This window comes from Streptomyces sp. P17 (assembly GCF_032436805.1).
Taxonomy (GTDB): domain Bacteria; phylum Actinomycetota; class Actinomycetes; order Streptomycetales; family Streptomycetaceae; genus Streptomyces.
Genome location: NZ_JAVRBF010000092.1, coordinates 1 through 22,356 on the forward strand (window position 1 = coordinate 1; position 22,356 = coordinate 22,356).

Below are 22,356 nucleotides of genomic sequence, written 5' to 3' on the forward strand. Positions count from 1 at the left end.
GCCTTCGTCCGGCACGCCGAGGGCACGCACCGAACACCGCGGGCACCGCACAGGACTTTCAAAACACCCCCTAGATCTCCGGGCGGTACCGCAGCGGATGGTCCTTCGGAGTCTCCACCAGCGCGATCCGCGTGCCGTCCGGGTCGGCGATCCACATCTCGATCAGCCCCCACGGCTCCCGCACCGGCGGCCGTACGATCTCCACACCCCTGGCCCGCAGCTCCTCGTGCGCCGCCTCCGCGTCCTCGACCTGGAGCCAGAGCTGGAGCGCGGGGGAGGGCGGGGTCTCGGAGCGCCCCGAGACCTCCAGGAAGCCGCCGCCGAGGAAGTAGACGGTGCCGCGCTCCGGGCCCGTGCCGAACTCGCGCTGGATGGCGAGACCCAGCTGATCGCCGTAGAAGGCGCGGGAGCGGTCGGGGTCGACGGGGTGGAGCAGGATTCGGCTGCTGAGTACATGCACCATGATCCCGGAGCGTAGCGGCCGCGCGTTACTCTCGTCCCTGCCCGTGCCGTGCCGAGAAGTGGAGACGCGCCCCATGGAGACCGCCGCCGGACTGACCTTCCGTGACGCCACCGACGCCGATGTCGACGCGCTGGTCGCGCTGATCGAGTCGGCCTACCGGGGCGACGCCAGCAGGGCCGGCTGGACCACCGAGGCGGACATCCTGCAGGGGCAGCGCACCGACCCGCAGGGCGTGCTGGAGGTCATCAAGGCCCCCGACAGCCGGCTGCTGACGGTCGAGCGGGAGGGCAGGGTGGTCGCCTGCTGTCAGCTCGAACACCGCGGCACGCACGCCTACTTCGGGATGTTCGCGGTCAGTCCGGCACTGCAGGGCGCGGGCCTGGGCAAGGTCGTCATCGCCGAGGCCGAGCGCGCGGCCCGCGAGAGCTGGGGCGCCACCGAGATGCACATGACGGTGATCTCCGTACGCGAGGACCTCATCGCCTGGTACGAGCGGCGCGGTTATCGCCGTACGGGAAAGATGACCCCCTTCCCGTACGGCGACGAGCGCTTCGGGATCCCGCAGCGCGACGACCTGAAGTTCGAGCTCCTGACCAAGGAGCTCGGCTGAGCGTCAGGCCGTGAACCGTCCCGTGCGCTTGATCTCCGGGTAGTCGGTGGTCGCGCCGTCCAGCTCCAGGGCGCGCACGAGGCGCAGATGCTCCTGGGTGTTCACCACCCAGCCGATGATCTTCAGGTCCGCCTCGCGGGCCGCCTCGACGACCTCCAGGGTGAGGCGGCGGATGTTCAGGCAGACCGTTCCTGCGCCCACCTCCACGGCCCGCTCCACGATGTCGGTGCCGAAGCGGCTGCCGATCAGCGCGGTCCGTACCCCCGGCACCAGCCGGGCGATCTCGGCGACCGCCTCGTCGTGGAACGAGGACACCTCCACGCGCGAGACCAGGTCCCGCCGCTCCATCACCTCGGCCAGCGCCCGGGCCCCGGCCACGTCCTTGATCTCGGCCTGCAGCGGCGCCGCCACGGCGTCCAGTACGTCCTCGAAGACCGGCACCCGCTCGCCCATGCCCGCGTCCAGGGCGCGCAGCTCCGCGAGGGTCTTCTCGGCGATCGGGCCGCTGCCGTCGGTCGTACGGTCCACGTCGGTGTCGTGCATGACGACGAGGTGGCCGTCCTTGCTCAGATGCAGATCGAGTTCGATGACGTCGAGGCCGGCCTGCTGGGCGGCGACGAAGGAACGGAGGGTGTTCTCGGGCTCGACACCCATCACTCCGCGGTGACCGATGGTAAGGAAGTTCAAGGTTCGACTCGCTTCCGTCGACGGCGGCTCGGCACGCGCGCGACCGGAACGGCACGTTCGCGCGGCAGTGCCGCAGCCTAACCGCCGGGGCCCCGGATGAAACCCGTGCGTACACCGGGGAGCAGCCCGGTGGACGTATGGATCCGGCCAGTACCTGCCTGGCGTGCGCGCGCGTCCCGGGCGCCCGGTCACCCGGCCGTGGGCGAGTCTCGCGGGGATTGACCGGCCGAATCACGGTGCCTACCCCGGGAGAGTACCTTCACCCCACCCGGCAGGAAAAAATTCGGTGACGATGGGGGTGACGCAGGATAATTTCCCGAGGTCCCTCTTGCTGGGAGGAACCTCGTACGCATACGGTGTCCTTACGCGAGGTTCTCCAGTGGAGGATGGGACATGACGGAAATTCTTGTGCAGTCGGGTGTGGGGGAGCAGGTTCCTCCTGCGGCCAGGGTGGTGGAGCACCCTGCATGGCCCGTGCTCAAGGATGCCGTGGAGCAGATCCGGCCATGGCAGACCAAGGACGGATCGATCGACTTCCAGGCCGAGGGCGCCCCGGCCGCCGCCGACGCCGAGGCCGTCGTGGCCCGGATCGTGACGGCCGTCGAGGAGCTGTCGCCGCTGCTCCCGCACGATGCCGACTACCACCGCGCCCTGGTGAAAGACCTGCGCCGCTGGGCCGAGGGCGGCTTCGAGGTGCCGGACTTCCTGGACTCGCTGCTGGCCTTCCAGCCCGCCGCGAACCGCGCGGACGGCCTCCAGCATCTCGTGGTCTTCCCGATGTACACGCAGAACGGCAATCCCGACCGCAACGTCGAAGCGGTCGTGCTGCGCATGGTCTGGCCGGACTGGCTGGCCGAACTGGAGCGCACCCGCTACGACAACCCGCTGTTCTGCGGCATCACGTTCGAGGACTTCACGGCCGGTTACGACACCAACTCCGCCGTGCTGTTCCCGGAGACGATCGCCGTGCGCGAGGCGCCGGAGCGCTTCACCTGGGGCGGCATCTTCTGCGACCGCGAGGCCGCCCGCTTCCGCCGGGTCACCGAGGCCTCCGTCGACATCCTGGGCCTTGAGCTGCCCGAGGACATCGCCGCCATGGTCCACGACCAGAAGCGCTGCGAGGAGGCCTTCGTGCTGTGGGACATGGTCCACGACCGCACCCACAGCCACGGCGACCTGCCCTTCGACCCCTTCATGATCAAGCAGCGCCAGCCGTTCTGGATGTACGGCCTGGAGGAGCTGCGCTGCGACCTCACCGCCTTCAAGGAGGCCGTGAAGCTGGAGACCGAGGGCGTTCCGCAGGCCCGTGACGTGCAGTTCGCGGTGCTCTTCGACCGGATGTTCCGCTTCCCGGTCACCGGCGAGCGGGTGCGCAACTACGACGGCCTCGGCGGCCAGCTGCTCTTCGCCTACCTGCACAAGCGCGACGTCGTGCGCTGGACCGACAACAAGCTGTTCATCGACTGGCAGCGCGCCCCCCAGGTCACCAACCAGCTGTGCGCCGACATCGAGAAGCTCTACCGCGACGGCATCGACCGCCCCAAGCTCGTCCACTGGTTCGCCGGGTACGAGCTGGTCTCCACCTACCTCGCCCCGCACCCCGGCTCCAAGTGGGCCAAGGGTCCGGACGCCCTGGACCTGACCCAGCCGCCGCGCAAGCTGGTCGATGATGTGCTTCCGGACGAGTTTCCGCTGAGCATGTTCTATGAGGCCCTGTCCAAGAAGCTCAAGAACGTGATCGCCTCCACCAAGGGCATCACGGCGGACAGCGCCGAGCGGGTCGCCGCGTGAGCGACCGTACCGAGGACCTGGCTCAGGAGGGCAAGATGGCGAACGGGAACGGGCCGCTCAGCGGTGCGGTGATCGCGGTGGCCGGTGCGGGCGGACCTGCGGGGCGGGCGGCGCTGCTGCGACTGGCCGAGGCGGGCGCGACCGTCGTCGGTTCCGACAACGACCCGGAGCGGCTGGCGGCGGCCGTGGACGCGGCCAGCTACGCGCACGGCGGCGCCACCGTCGTCGGCGACACGGTCGATCTGCTGGACCTGAAGTCCACCCACGAGTGGGCCACCCGCATCGAGAAGGACTTCGGCCGCGTCGACGGCCTGGTCCACCTCGTCGGCGGCTGGCGCGGCAGCGAGACGTTCACCAAGACCAGCCTCGACGACTGGGACTTCCTTGAGCTGCTGCTCATCCGCACCGTGCAGCACACCTCTCTCGCCTTCCACGAGGCGCTCCAGCGCAGCGACCGGGGCCGCTACGTCCTGATCAGCGCGGCCGGCGCGACCAAGCCCACCGCGGGCAACGCCGCGTACGCCGCCGGCAAGGCCGCCGCCGAGGCGTGGACGCTGGCCATGGCCGACTACTTCAAGAAGGCCGGGGGCGAGCAGGGGCCGACGTCGGCGGCTGCCATCCTGGTGGTGAAGGCGTTGGTGCACGAGGCGATGCGCGCCGAGCGGCCCAACGCGAAGTTCGCGGGCTTCACGGACGTCACGGACCTCGCCGAGGCCATCGCCGGCGTCTGGGACAAGCCCGCCGCGGAAGTGAACGGACAGCGTCTGTGGCTCACCGAGAAGCCGTGAACCCCCCGAAGACCGATGCGCGTCGCCACCACGACCCTCAGCTTCGCGGTTTCGCCAGCGACAACTACGCCGGCGCCCACCCGGAAGTGCTCGCCGCCCTGGCGGTGGCCAACGGCGGCCATCAGGTGGCCTACGGCGAGGACGTGTACACGGAGAACCTCCAGGGGATCATCCGCAGCCACTTCGGTCCTACGGCCGAGGCGTTCCCGGTCTTCAACGGCACCGGCGCCAATGTCGTCGCGCTCCAGGCGGTCACCGACCGCTGGGGCGCGGTGATCTGCGCCGAGAGCGCGCACATCAACGTCGACGAGGGCGGCGCCCCCGAGCGGATGGGCGGCCTGAAGCTGCTCACCGTGCCGACGCCGGACGGCAAGCTCACCCCTGAGCTGATCGACCGGCAGGCCTGGGGCTGGGAGGACGAGCACCGCGCGATGCCGCAGGTCGTCTCGATCACCCAGAGCACGGAGCTGGGCACGCTGTACACACCCGACGAGATCCGCGCCATCTGCGAGCACGCCCACGCGCGCGGCATGAAGGTGCACCTCGACGGCTCCCGGATAGCCAACGCGGCGGCCTCGCTGAACGTCCCCATGCGGACCTTCACCAACGCCGTCGGCGTCGACATCCTCTCCCTGGGCGGCACCAAGAACGGCGCGCTGTTCGGTGAGGCGGTCGTGGTGATCAACCAGGACGCGGTCAGCCATATGAAGCATCTGCGCAAGCTGTCGATGCAGCTCGCCTCCAAGATGCGCTTCGTGTCGGTGCAGTTGGAGGCGCTGCTGGCCAAGGACCTGTGGCTGCGCAACGCCCGGCACGCCAACGAGATGGCGCAGCGGCTCGCCGAGGGCGTCCGTGCGGTGCACGGCGTCGAGATCCTCTACCCGGTGCAGTCCAACGGCGTCTTCGCGAAGCTTCCGCACGATGTGAGCGAGCGTCTGCAGAAGCGGTTCCGGTTCTACTTCTGGGACGAGTCCGAGGGTGTCGTGCGCTGGATGTGCGCCTTCGACACCACCGAGGAGGACGTGGACGCCTTCGTGGCGGCGCTCAAGGAGGAGATGGCGCGCCAGCCGATCCCTAGTTCTGCATAGATATGCGATCACCCGAAAAAGAATTGACTCTCGGGTGATCGCATTCCTATGCTCTGCCGCCATGCAGCTCATCCAGGAAACCCCCGACCTCTCCGCCTACTTGGCCGCTGACGAGGTCGTCGACCACGACCGTCCCGTGGTGCGGCAGACGGCCGCGCGGCTCGCCGGGCAGGCCGAGAACTCGTATGCCTATGCGCGGCTGGCGTTCGAGTTCGTGCGCGACACCATCCCGCACTCCCAGGACTCCGGCGACCCGCGCGTCACCTGGCGCGCCTCCGATGTGCTGGAGCAGGGCACCGGCATCTGTTACGCCAAGGCCCATGCGCTGGCGGCCCTCTTGCGGGCCGAGGACATCCCGACGGCCCTGTGCTATCAGCGGCTGCTGGACGACGACGGTGGAACCGTGGTGCACGGTCTGGTCGCCGTCCGGTTCAACGGCGCCTGGCACCGGCAGGACCCCCGCGGGAACAAGCCGGGCGTGGATGCCCGGTTCTCCCTGGACGGTGAACGGCTGGCCTTCCCGGCTGGTCCGAAGTCCAATGAGTTGGACTATCCGGTCCTGTACGCTAAACCGCATCCGTCGGTGCTCGCCGCCCTCCAGGGTGCGAGCGACCGGCCGCACCTGTGGCAGACGCTCCCGACCGCACTCTGAGGCAAGGCCGACCATGACCCTCACGCTGACCGTGTCCGACGAGGTGCGCGCCCTCGCGCCCGGCTTCACGCACCTCGCCATCGAGGCCCACGGACTTGTCAACGGGCCCAGCACCACCGGCAGTTCCGAACTCCTCGACGAGGCGGCCCGCCGTCTCGCCGTACGCCTGGACGGCCGCGCGCCGCACGAGGACCCGCACATGGCGGCCTGGCGGGAGGTGTACACGGCCTTCGGGTCCAAGCCCTCGCGCACCCGCAACTCCGCCGAGGCGCTGGCGAAGAGGGCCCTGTCCGGTGCCGGGCTGCCCCGGATCAACCTGCTCGTCGATCTCTACAACGCGATCAGCGTGGCGCATCTGATCCCCGTCGGCGGCGAGGACCTCGACCGCATCCAGGGCGGTATGCGGCTGATCCGTGCCACGGGCGACGAGCCCTTCGTGACCGTCGCCGACGGTGCCGAGACCGTCGAACACCCGGACGCCGGTGAGGTGGTGTGGTGCGACGACGCGGGTGTGACCTGCCGCCGCTGGAACTGGCGCCAGGGACCGCGCACCCGGCTCACCGAGGAGAGCGCCTCGGCGGTCTTCCTGCTGGAGAGCCTCGCGCCCATGCCGGTCGCTGAGGTGGAGCGAGCAGGGGCCGAACTGGCCGAACTGTTGGAGAAGTTCAGCCCGGGTGCCCGGATCATGGTTCGACCCTAGTGGGCGGCCCGGCAGCCCACCTCAAGGGGCGCGGGGAACCGCGCGCTCAGCCACGACGGAGCCGCAGACGAACGACTGCCCCCTGCGCCACTCTCAGCGAGCTTCCGCCTCGCGGACCTGCTCCGGAGTGGGCGCCGTGCCCCCGAGGTGCGCGGGCATCCACCAGGTGTCGCTCGCGTCCTTGGGGCGTACGGGGTAGGCGCGCTGGGCGGCTTCCAGGAGCTCCTGGACCCGCTCGCGCACCTGCCGGGTGATGGCGCCCGCGTACTTGTCCTTGGAGGCCTCGATGGCCTCGCCGACCCGGATTGTGATCGGGGTGTGGCTGCGCTTGAAGTTGCGCGGGTGCCCCTTGGTCCACAGCCGCTGGGTGCCCCACACGGCCATCGGGATCAGCGGGACGCCGGCCTCCTGGGCGAGCCGCGCCGCGCCCGACTTGAAGCTCTTCAGCGTGAAGGACTGGGAGATCGTCGCCTCCGGGAAGACGCCCACGATCTCACCGGACCGCAGCGACTCCAGGGCGTGCTGGTAGGCCGCCTCGCCCTGGTTGCGGTCCACCGGGATGTGCTTCATCCCGCGCATCAGCGGACCGGAGATCTTGTGCCGGAACACGGACTCCTTCGCCATGAAGCGCACCAGGCGCTTCTGGGGGAGCGCGGCCAGGCCGTCGAAGATGAAGTCCAGGTAGCTGATGTGGTTGCTCACCAGCACGGCACCGCCCGAGCGCGGAATGTTCTCCGATCCCTTGCAGTCGATCTTCAGGTCCCACGCCTTGAACAAAGTGAGGGCGAGACCGACGACGGGACGGTAGACAAGCTCTGCCATGGACGGGGTGAACCCTTCCTTCTCTGCCGGGGGAGGGAGCTCCCGGCGGGAAAGTTACGCAGCCGTAGGTTTACGGCTTTCGCAGATCGTGCCCCAAGAACGGACGGGGAGCCAGTCCCAGTGCCGGGGAACGGCGAGATCCTCGTCACGTCGACCCGTGATCCACCTCGGGCTTTTGCGGCGCTTTTACTCCACGCGGACCATCACCCGTCGTACAAGAAGCCGCATCGAATGCTCCTGGTGCCGGGGAATCTTTGCGGCCGCACGAGCGCTGGAGCAGGCGACGGCAGGAGGAGGGCACGGGTGCGCGGGCGGGACGAGGACGGGCGGCTGGGGCCGGACGAACTGGGCGGGGAACTTGGCGCGCGGGCCACCCTCGTGCAGTTCTCCAGCGCCTTTTGCGCGCCCTGCCGGGCCACGCGGCGCGTGCTCGGGGAAGTGGCCGGGATGGTGCCCGGTGTCGCCCATGTCGAGGTCGACGCCGAGGCCCGTCTTGAGCTCGTGCGGGAGCTGGAGATCCTCAAGACGCCCACGGTGCTCGTCCTCGACGCCCACGGGCGCGTGGTGCGGCGGGCCGTCGGACAGCCGCGCAAGGCGGACGTCATCGCGGCGCTCGGCGAGGCGGTGTGACGGGCCCGGGTCCGGCAGTGAGTCACCTCCCACCTCCCCTGGCGCACTTGACTGCATGGACCACCTATCGTCAGCCTGACCGGATGTCCCCGGCGCTCCTTCTCCCCAGGTGCTCATGACCGCCACACCCGATGTCGACGCCACCCGGCTCGCCTCTCCCGAACTGCTCCGCTCCGTCTTCAGGCGGCACGCGGCGGGAGTCGCGGTGATCACCGCCCTCGGCGAGAGCGGCCCCGTCGGCTTCACCGCCACCTCCCTGACTTCGGTCTCCGCCGAGCCCCCGATGCTCTCCTTCGGCATCGGGACCGGGTCCTCCTGTTGGCCCACTCTGTCGCGGGCCGGCCATGCCGGCGTCCATCTGCTCGGCGAGCACCAGCGGGAACTGGCCGCCACCTTCGCCCGCAGCGGCGCCGACCGCTTCGCAGCACCCACCGCCTGGCACGAGGGACCCGAGGGCGTCCCCGTCCTCGACGACGTCTCCGCCTGGCTGGTCTGCCGGATCCACGCGCGCGTGCCCGCCGGGGACCACCGGATCGTCCTGGCGGAAGTCCTGCTCGGCGACCCCACCGGCCCCGGCCGGCCGTTGCTTTACCACCAGGGCCGGTTCACCGGCCTGCGCGACTGACCGGGTATCGGACAGTTCTGCGAAGTCGTCCAGTTCCGATTACGCTGCGTTGCGAAGGTCACAGTTCAAAGCGCTTGCTTAGCGGGAACGAACTGGGTGTACTGACGAGTAATATTTCGTTCGGAGCGCAGGTCGCCCCGATCGGGAACGGCCGCTTCAGGCGCCTATGCTGCCTGCAAGCAGGCAGCAGAGAAATGTCGACGCAGTAGGAGAGCCGGCGTGAGCTTGAGGATCGTTGTCACTGTGAAGTACGTGCCCGACGCCACTGGCGACCGGCACTTCGCCGATGACCTGACCGTCGACCGGGACGACGTGGACGGTCTGCTCTCCGAGCTCGACGAGTACGCCGTCGAGCAGGCGCTGCAGATCTCCGAGAACTCGGACGACGACGTCGAGATCACCGTCCTGACCGTGGGCCCCGAGGACGCCAAGGACGCGCTCCGCAAGGCTCTTTCGATGGGCGCCGACAAGGCGATCCACGTCGAGGACGACGACCTGCACGGCACCGACGCCATCGGCACCTCCCTGGTGCTGGCGAAGGCGATCGAGAAGGCCGGCTACGACCTGGTCATCTCCGGTATGGCCTCCACCGACGGCACCATGGGTGTCGTACCCGCGCTGCTCGCCGAGCGCCTCGGTGTCCCGCAGGTGACCCTGCTGTCCGAGGTCTCCGTCGAGGACGGCACGGTCAAGGGCCGCCGCGACGGCGACGCCGCGTCCGAGCAGCTGGAGGCCTCCCTGCCGGCCGTCGTGTCGGTCACCGACCAGTCGGGCGAGGCGCGTTACCCGTCCTTCAAGGGCATCATGGCGGCCAAGAAGAAGCCGGTGGAGTCCTGGGACCTGGAGGACCTGGAGATCGAGGCCGACGAGGTCGGTCTGGAGGGCTCCTACACGGTGGTCGACTCCGCGGCCGAGCGTCCGGCCCGTACCGCCGGCACGATCGTCAAGGACGAGGGCGAGGGCGGCAAGCAGCTCGCTGAGTTCCTCGCGGGCCAGAAGTTCATCTAAGGCCCAACACCCTTCCGCCCCCTCAGACTTCGCATTCCGCAGGAGAGCAATCCCATGGCTGAAGTTCTCGTCTACGTCGACCACGTGGACGGTGCCGTCCGCAAGCCCACCCTCGAACTGCTGACGCTCGCCCGCCGTATCGGCGAGCCGGTCGCCGTCGCGCTGGGAGGCGGCGCCGCCGACACCGCCGCCGTCCTCGCCGAGCACGGCGCGGTGAAGGTCCTCACCCACGACGCCTCCGAGTACGCCGACTACCTGGTCGTGCCGAAGGTCGAGGCCCTGCAGGCCGCCTACGAGGCCGTCTCCCCGGCCGCCGTGCTGGTCCCGTCCTCCGCCGAGGGCAAGGAGATCGCCGCCCGTCTGGCGCTGCGCATCGGTTCCGGCATCATCACCGACGCCGTCGACCTGGAGGCCGGTGACGAGGGTCCGGTGGCCACCCAGTCGGTGTTCGCCGCCGCCTTCACCACCAAGTCCCGTATCGCCAAGGGCACCCCGGTCATCACGGTCAAGCCCAACAGCGCGGCCGTGGAGGCCGCCCCGGCCGCCGGTGCGGTCGAGTCCCTCGCGGTGACCTTCTCCGAGAAGGCCACCGGTACCAAGGTCACCGCGCGCACCCCGCGCGAGTCGACCGGCCGCCCCGAGCTGACCGAGGCCGCGATCGTGGTCTCCGGCGGCCGTGGTGTCAACGGCGCGGAGAACTTCGCGATCATCGAGTCCCTCGCCGACTCCCTCGGCGCGGCCGTCGGTGCCTCGCGTGCCGCCGTCGACGCCGGCTGGTACCCGCACACCAACCAGGTCGGCCAGACCGGTAAGTCGGTCTCGCCGCAGCTGTACATCGCCTCCGGTATCTCCGGCGCGATCCAGCACCGGGCCGGTATGCAGACCTCGAAGACGATCGTGGCGATCAACAAGGACGCCGAGGCCCCGATCTTCGACCTGGTCGACTACGGCGTCGTCGGCGACCTCTTCGACGTCGTCCCGCAGCTCACCGAGGAGATCAAGACCCGCAAGGGCTGATCTGCCTGACGCTGTACGAGGCCCCCGCGACCCATGCGTTCCGACGGTCGCGGGGGCCTCGCGCGTTCAGCCCAGACTCAGCGAGGCCTGCACGGGCAGATGGTCGCTCGGGAACTGGCCGTCCACGGCGAAGGTGTTGATGATCGCCCGGTGCGCGGTGACGCCCGGTGTGGTCAGGATCCAGTCGATACGGTCGCCGTCCGGGACCAGTGGACGGTAGCCGTGGAAGGTCGCGTACTGGGCGCTGCGCTCGGCGGCCGTGTCCCAGGTGTCGAGCAGACCGGCGCCGAGCAGGGTGTCGTAGACGGTGTTCTTGTGCGCGGCCACGTTGAAGTCCCCGGTCACCACGACCGGCAGGGCGGGGTCGAAGCCCTTGACGCGCTCGGCGATGAGGGCGGCGCTCCGTTGGCGTGCCGACTGGCCGCGGTGGTCGAAGTGGGTGTTGAGGACGTGGAACTCCCGGTCGCCGTCGCGCAGATCGCGGAAGCGGACCAGGGTGACCATCCGGGGGAAGGCGGCGCCCCAGGTGTTGGAGCCGATGACATAGGGGATGTCGGAGAGCCAGAAGTGGTCGTATTCGAGCGGGAGGACGCGACGGGTGTCGTAGAAGACCGCCATGGATTCGTCGCCGCTGCCGTGCAGTCGGCCGGTGCCGATCCAGTCGTAGTGCCGGCCGAGGTCGGTGTCGATGTCAAGCAGCTGCGGGAAGAGGCCCTCCTGGGTGCCGATGATGTGCGGGGCCTCGCGGCGCAGCAGTTCGCGCATCACGGGTCTGCGCACGGCCCAGCTGTGGGGCTCGGTGGTGCTCGCGAAGCGCAGGTTGAAGGACATGACCTCCAGATGGCGGCGTGGGCGTTCCTCCGCCGCGGCGGACTCGGAGGTCAGTGCTGTACTGGAGAGGGGCGTGGTGACCGCGGCGGCCAACGCGGCCTTCAAGCCCAGACGGCGCGAGACTTGGCTGTGGTGCGGCACGGGGGCTCCTTCGGTGGGGAATGCCGGCCGAGTCGTGCGGATGTGCCCATGGAGTGTCATAGCGCGCCATGAGGTGGGCGTGAACATGACGAGATGGCGGGATGGCTCCCCGTGGACATGGTGTTGACCATCCGGAAGGTCCCCGGATAACTTCGTTCTACGGATTGTTGATTCCGTACAGCGGAAAACAGGAGGGTGTGGGATGGGTCAGGGCCAGCAGGAGAAGGTGGCGACGAGCCTCGCGGGCGCCGTCAGCGAGGAGATCAGCGCCTCCCTCGCGCCGGTCGACGCCGAGCTGGAGCGCCGCTACCCCGGAGACCCCGGCACCCGCCAGCCCGTCCACACCGTCTACGTCCCCGGCGAGGTCTTCGCGGCCGACACCCTCCGCTCCTGGGGCGACCAGGCCCTCGCCGCGCTCGACGAACACGCCCCCGACGCCGCCTCCTTCGCCGCCGTCCTCGGTCTGAGCGACGAACTCGCCGAACCGGTCCACACGCGCGTGCGGGCCAAGCTGGAGCGCGAGCCCATCGAGGACCTGCGCGTCGACTTCGAGGACGGCTACAAGGGCGCGGACGAGGACCAGGACGCGGCCCGCGCCGCCCGCCTGATCGCCGAGGCGTACGAGAACGGCACGGCGGCGCCGTACATGGGCATCCGGATGAAGTGCATGGAGTCCGCCGTCCGCGACCGCGGCATCCGCACCCTCGACATCTTCCTCACCGGCCTGATGGAGGCGGGCGGTCTGCCCGACGGGCTGGTGCTGACCCTGCCCAAGGTGACCTACCCCGAGCAGGTCACCGCCATGGTCCGCCTCCTGGAGGCCTTCGAGAAGTCGCGGGGTCTGGAGCCGGGCCGACTCGGCTTCGAGATCCAGATCGAGACCAGCCAGTCCATCCTCGCCACCGACGGCACCGCCACCGTCGCCCGGATGATCCAGGCCGCCGAGGGCCGCGCCACGGGCCTGCACTACGGCACCTTCGACTACAGCGCCTGCCTCGGCGTCTCGGCCGCCTACCAGGCCAGCGACCACCCGGCCGCCGACCACGCCAAGGCGATCATGCAGGTCGCCGCGGCGGGGACGGGCGTACGCGTCTCGGACGGCTCCACCAACGTCCTCCCGGTCGGTACGACCGAGAAGGTCCACGACGCCTGGCGGCTGCACTACGGCCTCACCCGCCGCGCCCTGGCCCGCGCCTACTACCAGGGCTGGGACATGCACCCCGGCCACATCCCGACCCGGTACGCGGCCGTCTTCGCCTTCTACCGCGAGGGCTTCGAACAGGCGGCCGCGCGCCTCGCCCGCTATGCCAACCGTGCCGGGGGTGACGTCATGGACGAGCCGGCGACCGCCAAGGCGCTCAGCGGGTATCTGCTGCGCGGGCTGGACTGCGGCGCCCTCGACACCGGCGAAGTCGCCCGGCTCACGGGGCTGACGCGCGCCGACCTGGAGGGCTTCGCCGCGCCTCGGCGTGGTGACCTGACGATCTCCGGGGTGTAGTCCGGCTGTCCCCGCCGCCCCTTAGGCTGTACGCCACACACGGAGGGCTCACAGAAGCGGGGCGGCGGTGTCTTCGGGGGAGTACGGACAGACGGACGGGGCCGGGCGGCTGCTGGCCGGGCGTTATCGCGTCCTGGCCCAGCTCGGGCGCGGCGGCATGGGCATCGTCTGGCGGGCCGTCGACGAGGTCCTCGGCCGTGAGGTCGCGGTCAAGGAGCTGCGCACCTACACCGACGCCGACGGTCCCGAACTCGACGGCCTGCGGGTGCGGATGCAACGCGAGGCCCGCGCGGCGGCCAGGGTGCGCCATCCCGGAGTCGTGGCCGTGCACGACGTCACCGAGGTCGACGGACGTCCGCTGATCGTCATGGAGCTCGTCGACGGCCCCTCCCTGGACGACGTGCTGCGCGAGAGCGGCACCCTCGACCCGCGCGAGACGGCGGAGATCGGCGCGAAGGTCATGGACGCGCTGGCCGCCGCCCACCGCGCCGGCGTCCTGCACCGCGACGTCAAGCCGGGCAACATCCTCCTCGACCGCTCGGGCCGGGTCGTCCTGACCGACTTCGGCATAGCCACCATGGAGGACCCGGGCGACGGCTCGGCCACCCACCTCACCCGCAGCGGCGAACTGGTCGGCTCCCTGGACTACCTGGCGCCCGAACGCGCCCAGGGCGCCGACCCGGGCCCGGCCTCCGACGTCTGGGCCCTCGGCGCCACGCTGTACGCCGCCGTGGAGGGCTCCTCGCCCTTCCGCCGGACCTCGACCTTCTCCACGCTCACCGCGATCGTCAGCGAGCCCCTTCCCGAGCTGCACCACGCCGGACCGCTCGCCCCGGTCCTCCAGCGGCTGATGGACAAGCGCCCCGAGGGACGCCCGGAGGCCGCCGAGGCCCGCGAACTCCTCCGGGCGGTGGCCGCCTCGGGCGGCAGGGACACCCCGACGACGACCCTGCGGGGACCGGAGCGAGCGGTGACGGAACGAAGCGTTCCGACAGTGCCACCGCCGGGCTTCGGCCCACCGGCGCCGGCTCCCGGCCAGGGCTTCCCGCCCCCGTACGGCTCAGGCACAGCCGCGACCCCCACCGGCCCCGTGGCCGACACCCCGCGTCCTTCCCGCCGCACGAGCCGGGCCCTGCTGGCCGCCGCGGCCGTCGCCGTGGTTCTCGCCTCGGCCGGCGTCACCGTCGCCCTGATGAGCAACGGCGACAAACCCAAGGCGGCCGGACAGCCCACTTCGACCGGCAGCTCCGCCGGCGCGACACGCTCTGAGGCCGGTGGCGGCGCGAGCCCCGACGGCTCGGCCGACGCGAAACCCACCGACAAGGGCCAGGAGAAGAGCCCGACCCCGAGCAGGTCGCCGAGCCGCAGCACCGAGAGCGAGCCGTCCGCAAAGCCCACCCCCACCCCGAGCAAGACCTCCGGCGGAGGCGGCGCGACCACACCTGCGGCCGCCTGCTATCCCATCGGCGGCGGCAAGTACAACTGCGAGGTATGGCGCACCGCGAAGTCCTACACCGCAGACGGCACCGAGGTGGGCATCCTGAACGCGGGCACCAACTACTTCTACTGCCAGCGGAATCTGGGCCGCCGCGAGACCTCCGGCGAGTGGACCAACGTCTGGTGGGCGAAGACCGACGACGACAGCGGCAACGCGGACGTGTGGGTCAGCGACGTCTACGTCAAGGGCGGCGACAACGACGAGCCGGTGCCCGGACTTCCGCTCTGCTGACCGACGTACCGCTCCAGACCGTGCACGGTCACCAGCTTCTCCCGTGCGAACAGCCGTGTGCCCCGCTCGCACAGGCGCCGGTCCGCACGCGCCCGCGCGCAGAACTCCTCCGGCGTCGCACCGAACAGCCCTCTCAACCGGGCGGACCCCAGGAGCAGTTCGGTGAGCAGCGCCCGCTGCCCGGGGTGGGTGCGCGGCGCCCGGGAGCCGTTGTGCAGCACGCCACGGCGATTGACGTACGAGAAGACGCCCGGCAGCGTCGTGCCGTCCGCCAGGTCGATCCGCACCTGGGAGGAGGGCAGCCAGACGCGCCGGTAGTTGCCGTACGGCAGCGGTACGCCCTCGCTGGCGTCGATCACCGCGAGCTGTTCGGCGTCGAGCCACAGGACGAACAACTCCCGTACCGTGCCCGGTGCGTGGAAGGGAGATGCCGACACATAGCCCAGCCGGCTCACATGGGCCGACACACCGATCCCGAGGCCCGTGACACGGACCTTGACCATGGGGATCGGCGAGACGACGCCGAACTCGGCCATCTTGTGCCGCAGTTGGCCCGGGCAGGCGTTGGAGCCGATCGCGAGGACGGGGGTGCGGTCCGCGTGGGTCAGCCGGTCCAGGGGAAGGTAGCCCTCGCCGTCGAGGAGCCCGGAATCCGCGGGCCAGGTGCCGGGGTAGAGCAGCGGATGGTCGCGGGGCGCCATCGCGAGGCCCAGTGCCTGAAGGGTGCGCGTGTCCATGACTCGCTCAGTCCGCCGGGGGCAGCTCGCCCGAGCCGCGGGTGATCAGCCGGGTCGGCAGCTCGATGCGCTCGGGCGTCACCAGGCTACCGTCCAGCTGCCGGAAGAGCCGTTCGGCGGCCGTCCGGCCGATGGCTGCCGCGTCCTGTGCTACGACGGTGACGCCCGGCTGCAGCAGATCGGCGAGCTCCAGGTCGTCGAAGCCGACCAGAGCCACCCGGCGGGCATGCTCGGCCAGGACACGGATCGCGGTGACCGTCACCCGGTTGTTGCCCGCGAAGATCGCGGTGACCGGCTTGGGGCCGCAGAGCATCTCCTCGGCGGCTCTGCGCACCCGCTCGGGGTCGGTGACGCCCAGGGACATCCAGGAGTTGGCCACGGATATGTCTGCGTCCTCCATGGCCGCCCGGTAGCCGCGCAGACGCTCGGCGGCGGTGTGGATGCGGGGCATGTCGCCGATGAAGCCGATACGGCGGTGGCCGTGGGCGATCAGATGGGCGACGCCGTCCCGGGCACCGCCGTAGTTGTCCGACAGAACGACATCGGCGTCGATCTTCCCGGCGGGACGGTCCACGAACACCGTGGCCACGCCCGCCCTGATCTCGGGCTCCAGATACCGGTGGTCGTCGCCGGCCGGAATCACCACCAGGCCGTCCACCCGCCGCGCGCACAGCGCCAGCGCCAGCTCCTGCTCGCGGTCCGGGTCCTCGGCGCTGGAGCCGTTGATCAGCAGCGCGCCGTGCGCCCGGGCCACCTCCTCGACCGCGCGGCTGAGCGGGCCGTAGAACGGGTCCGCGAGGTCCTCCAGGACCAGACCGATGCTGGCGGTACGGCCCTTGCGCAGCACCCGGGCACTGTCGTTGCGGCGAAAACCGAGGGCGTCGATGGCCTCCTGGACGCGGCGCTCCGTCTCGGGCGTGACACCCGGCTCGCCGTTGACGACCCGCGAGACCGTCTTCAGTCCGACTCCCGCACGAGCCGCCACGTCCTTCATCGTCGGACGATTGCCGTAACGGTTCCCTGGGGTGCGGTCGGCGCGGCGGATGGTCTCGGGCACGATGCGGGTCCTGTCCTGTTCGTCCACGGGGATGCGGCGATCCATGGTTTGTATGAGGATGTGGCGTCGAGCATAGAGCCTGGACAACGTTGTCAGATGCAGGGGACACTGTCCACCGCACTCTCCGGCCTGCGCCCCACCGCGAGACCGGCCTGCCCTTTTCCGCATGGTTGACCGGGAGATCTGACTCTGATGCACACCGACCTCGTGGCCGCGCTCGACATCGGGGGAACGAAGATCGCCGGAGGTCTTGTGGACGGCCACGGCCGGATCCTGGCGCGCGCCCAGCGGCCGACCCCGGCACAGGAGGACGGTGACACCGTGATGGCCGCCGTCGAGGCGGTGCTCGGCGAACTGACCGCGAGCCCACTGTGGCCGCGTGTGACGGCGCTCGGGATCGGCAGCGCGGGGCCCGTGGACGCCTCCGCCGGCACGGTGAGCCCGGTGAACGTGCCGGGGTGGCGTGACTACCCGCTGGTGAGGCGGGTCCGGGAGGCGGCGGGCGGACTGCCGGTCGAGCTGATCGGCGACGGGGTGGCCATCACGGCGGCCGAGCACTGGCAGGGTGCCGCCCGCGGCCACGACAACGCCCTGTGCATGGTGGTGTCCACGGGGGTCGGCGGCGGCCTGGTCCTGAACGGCCGACTGCACCCGGGACCCACCGGCAACGCCGGCCACATCGGCCACATCAGCGTCGATCTCGACGGCGACCCGTGCCCGTGCGGGGCGAGCGGCTGCGTGGAGCGCATCGCGAGCGGCCCCAACATCGCCCGGCGCGCCCTGGACAACGGCTGGCTGCCCGGCCCCGACGGCGACACCTCCGCCGCCGCGGTGGCCGCCGCCGCCCGCGCCGGCGACCCGGTCGCCGTGGCCTCCTTCGAGCGGGCCGCCCAGGCTCTGGCCGCCGGGATCGCGGCGACCGCGACTCTGGTCGAGATCGACATCGCCGTCATCGGGGGCGGCGTGGGCAAGGCGGGCGAGGTCCTGTTCGCCCCCCTGCGCAAGGCCCTCACCGACTACGCCACCCTCTCCTTCGTGCAGCGCCTGGTGGTGACACCGGCTCAGATGGGCACGGACGCGGGCCTGGTGGGGGCGGCAGCGGCGGCGCTGACCAGGCGGGCGAACGCGGCGACGGTGTGACGCAGACGGGCGGCAGGAACGTTCCGGCGCGGGCCGGCGGTCGCCTTTGGCGTTGCGCGCCGTGACCCCTGCCCCGCTGCGCAGTTGAGCCAGCCATGAAGAAGCGCAGCATGCTCGCCATCGCCTCCCTGGCCACCGGATTCGTCGTCGCGGCGGTCACGCCCTCTCACTCCCTCGGAAGCGACCTGACCGACCTCGACGTGGGCAAGGCCCTCAGCGGCCTCAGCACCGTGGAGGACACGGTCGCCAGTGACAGTCTGGCCGTCGAGGACAACGCCCTCGGGCAGAACGACTGACGAGGCCGACGGCACGGAGTACGGCGCCGGTGTCCCCGCATCCGGGGGCACCGGCGCCGCCGCGCGTGCGCCCTCAACTGGAACTGGTTTCCGTGGCAGGGTGGAGCGGGCAAGCCACAGGGGGCCAACAGAAGAGGGGGAGTCTGTGATCGTCTGGATCAACGGGCCTTTCGGTGCGGGGAAGACCACCACCGCACGGGAACTGATCGAACTGATCCCGAACAGCACGCTCTTCGACCCCGAGGTCATCGGCGGAGCACTGCCGCACCTGCTTCCGCCCAAACACCTCGCCGAGGTCGGCGACTTCCAGGATCTGCCGATCTGGCGACGACTCGTGATCGACACGGCGGCCGCGATGCTCGCCGAACTCGGCGGGACCCTCGTGGTCCCCATGACCCTGCTGCGCCAGGAGTACCGGGACGAGATCTTCGGGGGCCTGGCCGCGCGCCGGATCGCCGTACGGCACATCCTGCTGGCCCCGGCGGAAACGATCCTGCGCGAGCGAATAGCGCGCCGGGAGGTCCCCGACGTCCCCGACGGCGAACTGCGGACCCGGCAATGGTCGTACGACCACATCGAGCCCTACCGCTCCGCCCTCGCCTCCTGGCTCACCGCCGACGCCCACCCCGTCGACAACGGCCGGCTCACCCCGTACCAGACGGCCGCCCGGATCGCCGAAGCCGTCGCCTCCGGGGAGGCGACGGTGAGTGACATCGTGCAGACGCCCGAGCCGACCGCCGAGACGCTGGCCGCCGGAGTGCTGCTCTTCGACGAGCAGGACCGGGTGCTGCTCGTCGATCCCACCTACAAGGCCGGCTGGGAGTTCCCCGGCGGTGTCGTCGAGCCCGGCGAGGCACCCGCGCGCGCGGGCATGCGCGAGGTCACCGAGGAGACGGGCATCCGCCTGGACGACGTACCCCGCCTCCTCGTCGTCGACTGGGAACCGCCCGCACCTCCCGGTTACGGCGGACTGCGCCTCCTCTTCGACGGCGGGCGGCTCGACTCCGCGCGGGCCGGGAGTCTGCTGCTGCCGGGGCCCGAACTGCGCGGCTGGCGTTTCGTGACCGAGCAGGAGGCGGCCGACCTGCTGCCGCCCGTCCGCTACGAGCGCCTGCGCTGGGCCCTGCGCGCCCGGGAACGCGGGGCCGCGCTCTATCTGGAGGCGGGGATTCCCACCCCGTGACCGGCGGTGCTCAGCTCGCCGCGTAGTTGCGCAGGAACAGCGCCTCCGCCACGGAGAGCCGCTCCAGTTCCTGCGGTGACACGCTCTCGTTCACGGCGTGGATCTGGGCCTCCGGCTCGCTCAGCCCGATGAGCAGGATCTCCGCGTCCGGGTAGAGCGCCGCGAGGGTGTTGCACAGCGGGATGGAGCCGCCCTGACCGGCGTACTGCATCTCCTGGCCCGGGTAGGCCTCGGTCATCGCCCGGGCCATCGCCTCGTACGCCGGGCTCGTGGTGTCGGCGCTGAACGCCTGGCCCTGCCCGACCTGCTCGCTGCGCACCCGCGCACCCCACGGCGTGTGCGCCTCCAGGTGGGCCTGGAGCAGCTTGGTCGCCTCGGCCGCGTCCACGCCCGGCGGCACCCGCAGGCTGATCAGCGCGCGGGCACTGGACTGCACGGACGGAGTGGCGCCGACCACGGGCGGGCAGTCGATGCCGAGGACGGTGACGGCCGGACGCGCCCAGATGCGGTCCGCGACCGTGCCGGAACCGATCAGCTCCACCCCGTCCAGCACCTTGGCGTCCTTGCGGAACTGCTCCTCGTCGTACTGCAGTCCGTCCCACGCGGACCCCGGCGCCAGCCCGTCGACCGTCGTCGAGCCGTCCTCGGCGCGCAGCGAGTCCAGTACGCGGATCAGGGCGCCCAGCGCGTCCGGGGCGGCGCCGCCGAACTGGCCCGAGTGGAGGTTGCCCTCCAGCGTGTCGATCTGCACCCGGAGCATGGTCATCCCGCGCAGCGTCGTGGTGACCGTCGGCAGGCCGACCCGGAAGTTGCCCGCGTCGCCGACGACGATCGTGTCGGCCTTCAGCAGGTCGGGGTGCGCCTCGGCGTACTGCTCAAGGCCGCCCGTGCCCATCTCCTCGGAGCCCTCGGCGATCACCTTGACGTGCACCGGGACGCCACCGTTGGCCTTCAGCGCGCGCAGCGCCAGCAGATGCATGATCAGGCCGCCCTTGCAGTCGGCGGCACCTCGGCCGTACCAGCGCCCGTCGCGCTCGGTCAGCTCGAACGGCGGGGTCCGCCAGGCGGTTTCGTCCAGCGGCGGCTGCACGTCGTAGTGGGCGTAGAGCAGGACCGTCTTCGCGCCCGCAGGGCCGGGCAGGTAGCCGTACACCGACTGGGTGCCGTCGGGGGTGTCGAGCAGGGCCACGTCCTCGAATCCCTCGGCGCGCAGCGCGTCCGCGACCCAGCGCGCGGCGCCCTCGCTCTCGCTGCGGGGGAACTGGTCGAAGTCCGCCACCGATTTGAACGCCACCAGTTCGGTGAGTTCCCGCTTCGCCCTCGGCATCAGCGAGGCGACGGTCTCGGCGACCGGATTCGACGACATGGGCACGCTCCTTGTGGGTGCGACGTTGTACGTGTGCGTACTTCTGTGTACGGCTGATCGTGTGAGCGTAGGCCCCGCCGGGTGGGGTGGGCACCTACGTCGCCGATCCTCCCACAGCGGCCTGCGGTGACCGCCGCCGTAGGATGCGGGAGACAGCAGCGGCAGGCGGCTTGATCGGGAGCAGTAGACCATCGTGAGCAGCGAGAACTCTTCGGCGGACGACGTGCGGCAGGTGTGGGACGTCGTCGTGGTCGGCGCGGGGCCCGCGGGGGCCTCGGCCGCGTACGCGGCGGCGGTCGCGGGGCGGCGCGTGCTGTTGCTGGAGAAAGCCGAGTTGCCGCGCTACAAGACCTGCGGCGGCGGCATCATCGGCCCCTCGCGCGACTCGCTGCCGCCCGGCTTCGAGCTGCCGCTGCGGGACCGGGTGCACGCGGTGACCTTCTCGCACAACGGCCGCTTCACCCGCACCCGCCGTTCCAGGCAGATGCTGTTCGGTCTGATCAACCGGCCCGAGTTCGACCAGCAGCTCGTGGAGCACGCCCAGAAGGCGGGCGCCGAACTGCGCACCGGCGTCACCGTGCAGCGGGTCGAGCAGCACGGCTCGGCGGTGCCGGACCGGCGCACGGTCGCCGTCGTCCTGCAGGGCGGTGAGACGCTGCTCGCGCGGGCGGTCGTCGGCGCGGACGGCAGCGCCGGCCGGATAGGAGCGCATGTCGGGGTGAAGCTCGACCAGGTGGATCTGGGCCTGGAGGCGGAGATCCCGGTGCCGGAGACCGTCGCCGAGGACTGGCAGGGACGGGTGCTCATCGACTGGGGGCCGATGCCCGGCAGTTACGGCTGGGTCTTCCCCAAGGGCGACACCCTGACGGTCGGGGTGATCTCGGCGCGCGGCGAGGGCGCGGCCACCAAGCGGTATCTGGAGGAGTTCATCGGGCGGCTCGGGCTCGCCGGGTTCGAGCCGAGCATCTCCTCCGGCCATCTGACGCGCTGCCGGGCCGACGACTCGCCGCTGTCGCGCGGGCGGGTGCTGGTGTGCGGGGACGCGGCGGGGCTGCTGGAGCCGTGGACCCGCGAGGGCATCTCCTTCGCGCTGCGCTCGGGACGGCTCGCGGGGGAGTGGGCGGTCCGGATCGCCGAGGCGCACGACGCGGTGGACACCCGCCGCCAGGCCCTGAACTACGCGTTCGCGGTCAAGGCCGGGCTCGGCGTCGAGATGAGCGTCGGCAAGCGGCTGCTGGCGGTCTTCGAGCGGCGCCCCGGGCTGTTCCATGCCGCGCTGACCGGGTTCCGGCCCGCGTGGCGGGCGTTCATGGACATCACCCGCGGGTCCTCGTCGCTGGGCGAGCTGGTCCGCAGCCATCCGATGGCCCAGCGCGCCCTGACAGCGATGGACCGGCGGCCGGTGGGCGGCGAATCCAGGCCCTAGCCCCATCCTCCGCACGTCACTGGTCTGAGTGACGTCTGTCGGGCTGGCGCTGGTCAGGACAGGTTGATTTC

General features: G+C 70.9%; 23 protein-coding genes. 16 read left to right on the forward strand and 7 right to left on the reverse strand.

All coding sequences use genetic code 11. The features are described 5' to 3' along the window. Positions 1 to 70: 70 nt before the first annotated feature. Complete coding sequence (locus tag RMT89_RS36785) at positions 71 to 463, reverse strand: VOC family protein (protein WP_315888107.1); 393 nt, start codon at positions 461 to 463, stop codon at positions 71 to 73. Between the two features lie 73 nt (positions 464 to 536). Here RMT89_RS36785 and RMT89_RS36790 point away from each other — a divergent pair, with 73 nt between their 5' ends. Then, positions 537 to 1,073, forward strand: coding sequence for a GNAT family N-acetyltransferase (locus RMT89_RS36790; RefSeq protein ID WP_315888108.1), 537 nt, complete (start codon positions 537 to 539; stop codon positions 1,071 to 1,073). Between the two features lie 3 nt (positions 1,074 to 1,076). Here the strand turns inward: RMT89_RS36790 and RMT89_RS36795 are convergent, their stop codons facing one another. Next, positions 1,077 to 1,760, reverse strand: coding sequence for a glycerophosphodiester phosphodiesterase family protein (locus tag RMT89_RS36795; RefSeq protein ID WP_315888109.1), 684 nt, complete (start codon positions 1,758 to 1,760; stop codon positions 1,077 to 1,079). A gap of 393 nt (positions 1,761 to 2,153) precedes the next feature. Here RMT89_RS36795 and RMT89_RS36800 point away from each other — a divergent pair, with 393 nt between their 5' ends. From RMT89_RS36800 to RMT89_RS36820, 5 genes are all read left to right on the forward strand, one after another. Further along, a complete protein-coding gene (locus tag RMT89_RS36800) occupies positions 2,154 to 3,551 on the forward strand; it encodes a DUF6421 family protein (protein WP_315888110.1) in 1,398 nt (465 codons plus the stop codon). A gap of 35 nt (positions 3,552 to 3,586) precedes the next feature. Then, entirely contained in the window at positions 3,587 to 4,339 is a 753-nt protein-coding gene (locus RMT89_RS36805; RefSeq protein ID WP_315888129.1) for an SDR family oxidoreductase, read from the forward strand. Next, positions 4,336 to 5,427 carry a low specificity L-threonine aldolase gene (locus RMT89_RS36810; RefSeq protein WP_315888111.1) on the forward strand — a complete coding sequence of 364 codons (1,092 nt, stop codon included), beginning with the start codon at positions 4,336 to 4,338 and terminating at the stop codon, positions 5,425 to 5,427. The genes RMT89_RS36805 and RMT89_RS36810 overlap by 4 nt, the downstream gene beginning before the upstream one ends. A gap of 61 nt (positions 5,428 to 5,488) precedes the next feature. Then, positions 5,489 to 6,079, forward strand: a complete 591-nt coding sequence (locus RMT89_RS36815) for a transglutaminase family protein (RefSeq protein ID WP_315888112.1) — start codon at positions 5,489 to 5,491, stop codon at positions 6,077 to 6,079. Between the two features lie 13 nt (positions 6,080 to 6,092). Then, complete coding sequence (locus tag RMT89_RS36820; protein WP_315888113.1) at positions 6,093 to 6,779, forward strand: phenylalanine--tRNA ligase beta subunit-related protein; 687 nt, start codon at positions 6,093 to 6,095, stop codon at positions 6,777 to 6,779. 93 nt (positions 6,780 to 6,872) lie between these two features. Here the strand turns inward: RMT89_RS36820 and RMT89_RS36825 are convergent, their stop codons facing one another. After that, the gene (locus RMT89_RS36825; protein ID WP_315888114.1) at positions 6,873 to 7,601 is read right to left on the reverse strand and encodes a lysophospholipid acyltransferase family protein; all 729 of its coding nucleotides are present in this window, start codon (positions 7,599 to 7,601) and stop codon (positions 6,873 to 6,875) included. Positions 7,602 to 7,832: 231 nt separating this feature from the next. On the opposite strand from RMT89_RS36825, the gene RMT89_RS36830 reads away from it, so the two are divergent. From RMT89_RS36830 to RMT89_RS36845, 4 genes are all read left to right on the forward strand, one after another. After that, complete coding sequence (locus tag RMT89_RS36830) at positions 7,833 to 8,231, forward strand: thioredoxin family protein (RefSeq protein ID WP_315888115.1); 399 nt, start codon at positions 7,833 to 7,835, stop codon at positions 8,229 to 8,231. A 115-nt stretch (positions 8,232 to 8,346) separates the two neighbouring features. Then, the gene (locus RMT89_RS36835) at positions 8,347 to 8,856 is read left to right on the forward strand and encodes a flavin reductase family protein (RefSeq protein ID WP_315888116.1); all 510 of its coding nucleotides are present in this window, start codon (positions 8,347 to 8,349) and stop codon (positions 8,854 to 8,856) included. A gap of 219 nt (positions 8,857 to 9,075) precedes the next feature. After that, positions 9,076 to 9,864 (forward strand): electron transfer flavoprotein subunit beta/FixA family protein, encoded by a 789-nt coding sequence (locus RMT89_RS36840; protein WP_315888117.1) that lies wholly within the window; start codon positions 9,076 to 9,078, stop codon positions 9,862 to 9,864. Positions 9,865 to 9,918: 54 nt separating this feature from the next. After that, entirely contained in the window at positions 9,919 to 10,881 is a 963-nt protein-coding gene (locus RMT89_RS36845) for an electron transfer flavoprotein subunit alpha/FixB family protein (RefSeq protein ID WP_315888118.1), read from the forward strand. Positions 10,882 to 10,947: 66 nt separating this feature from the next. Here the strand turns inward: RMT89_RS36845 and RMT89_RS36850 are convergent, their stop codons facing one another. Further along, positions 10,948 to 11,853: an endonuclease/exonuclease/phosphatase family protein gene (locus RMT89_RS36850; protein WP_315888119.1), complete on the reverse strand. Its 906-nt coding sequence runs from the start codon at positions 11,851 to 11,853 to the stop codon at positions 10,948 to 10,950. A 202-nt stretch (positions 11,854 to 12,055) separates the two neighbouring features. On the opposite strand from RMT89_RS36850, the gene RMT89_RS36855 reads away from it, so the two are divergent. Both RMT89_RS36855 and RMT89_RS36860 read left to right on the forward strand, forming a co-directional pair. Next, complete coding sequence (locus RMT89_RS36855; RefSeq protein ID WP_315888120.1) at positions 12,056 to 13,351, forward strand: DUF6986 family protein; 1,296 nt, start codon at positions 12,056 to 12,058, stop codon at positions 13,349 to 13,351. A gap of 67 nt (positions 13,352 to 13,418) precedes the next feature. After that, a complete protein-coding gene (locus RMT89_RS36860; RefSeq protein WP_315888121.1) occupies positions 13,419 to 15,080 on the forward strand; it encodes a protein kinase domain-containing protein in 1,662 nt (553 codons plus the stop codon). Here RMT89_RS36860 and RMT89_RS36865 read toward each other — a convergent pair. Together RMT89_RS36865 and RMT89_RS36870 are read right to left on the reverse strand one after the other, a co-directional pair. After that, positions 15,026 to 15,817, reverse strand: a complete 792-nt coding sequence (locus tag RMT89_RS36865) for a hypothetical protein (RefSeq protein ID WP_315888122.1) — start codon at positions 15,815 to 15,817, stop codon at positions 15,026 to 15,028. The genes RMT89_RS36860 and RMT89_RS36865 overlap by 55 nt on opposite strands. Positions 15,818 to 15,824: 7 nt before the next feature. Next, positions 15,825 to 16,919, reverse strand: coding sequence for a LacI family DNA-binding transcriptional regulator (locus tag RMT89_RS36870; protein WP_315888123.1), 1,095 nt, complete (start codon positions 16,917 to 16,919; stop codon positions 15,825 to 15,827). 147 nt (positions 16,920 to 17,066) lie between these two features. Between RMT89_RS36870 and RMT89_RS36875 the strand changes: the two genes are divergently transcribed. The 3 genes from RMT89_RS36875 to RMT89_RS36885 all read left to right on the forward strand — a co-directional run bounded on the left by RMT89_RS36875 (position 17,067) and on the right by RMT89_RS36885 (position 19,493). Then, entirely contained in the window at positions 17,067 to 18,014 is a 948-nt protein-coding gene (locus RMT89_RS36875; RefSeq protein WP_315888124.1) for an ROK family protein, read from the forward strand. Between the two features lie 95 nt (positions 18,015 to 18,109). Beyond that, positions 18,110 to 18,310: a hypothetical protein gene (locus RMT89_RS36880; RefSeq protein ID WP_315888125.1), complete on the forward strand. Its 201-nt coding sequence runs from the start codon at positions 18,110 to 18,112 to the stop codon at positions 18,308 to 18,310. Positions 18,311 to 18,455: 145 nt separating this feature from the next. Continuing rightward, complete coding sequence (locus RMT89_RS36885; RefSeq protein WP_315888126.1) at positions 18,456 to 19,493, forward strand: NUDIX domain-containing protein; 1,038 nt, start codon at positions 18,456 to 18,458, stop codon at positions 19,491 to 19,493. Between the two features lie 10 nt (positions 19,494 to 19,503). Here RMT89_RS36885 and RMT89_RS36890 read toward each other — a convergent pair whose 3' ends face one another. Beyond that, entirely contained in the window at positions 19,504 to 20,859 is a 1,356-nt protein-coding gene (locus tag RMT89_RS36890; protein WP_315888127.1) for a dipeptidase, read from the reverse strand. 193 nt (positions 20,860 to 21,052) lie between these two features. Here RMT89_RS36890 and RMT89_RS36895 point away from each other — a divergent pair, with 193 nt between their 5' ends. Beyond that, a complete protein-coding gene (locus RMT89_RS36895) occupies positions 21,053 to 22,285 on the forward strand; it encodes a geranylgeranyl reductase family protein (RefSeq protein ID WP_315888128.1) in 1,233 nt (410 codons plus the stop codon). Positions 22,286 to 22,356: the final 71 nt, after the last annotated feature.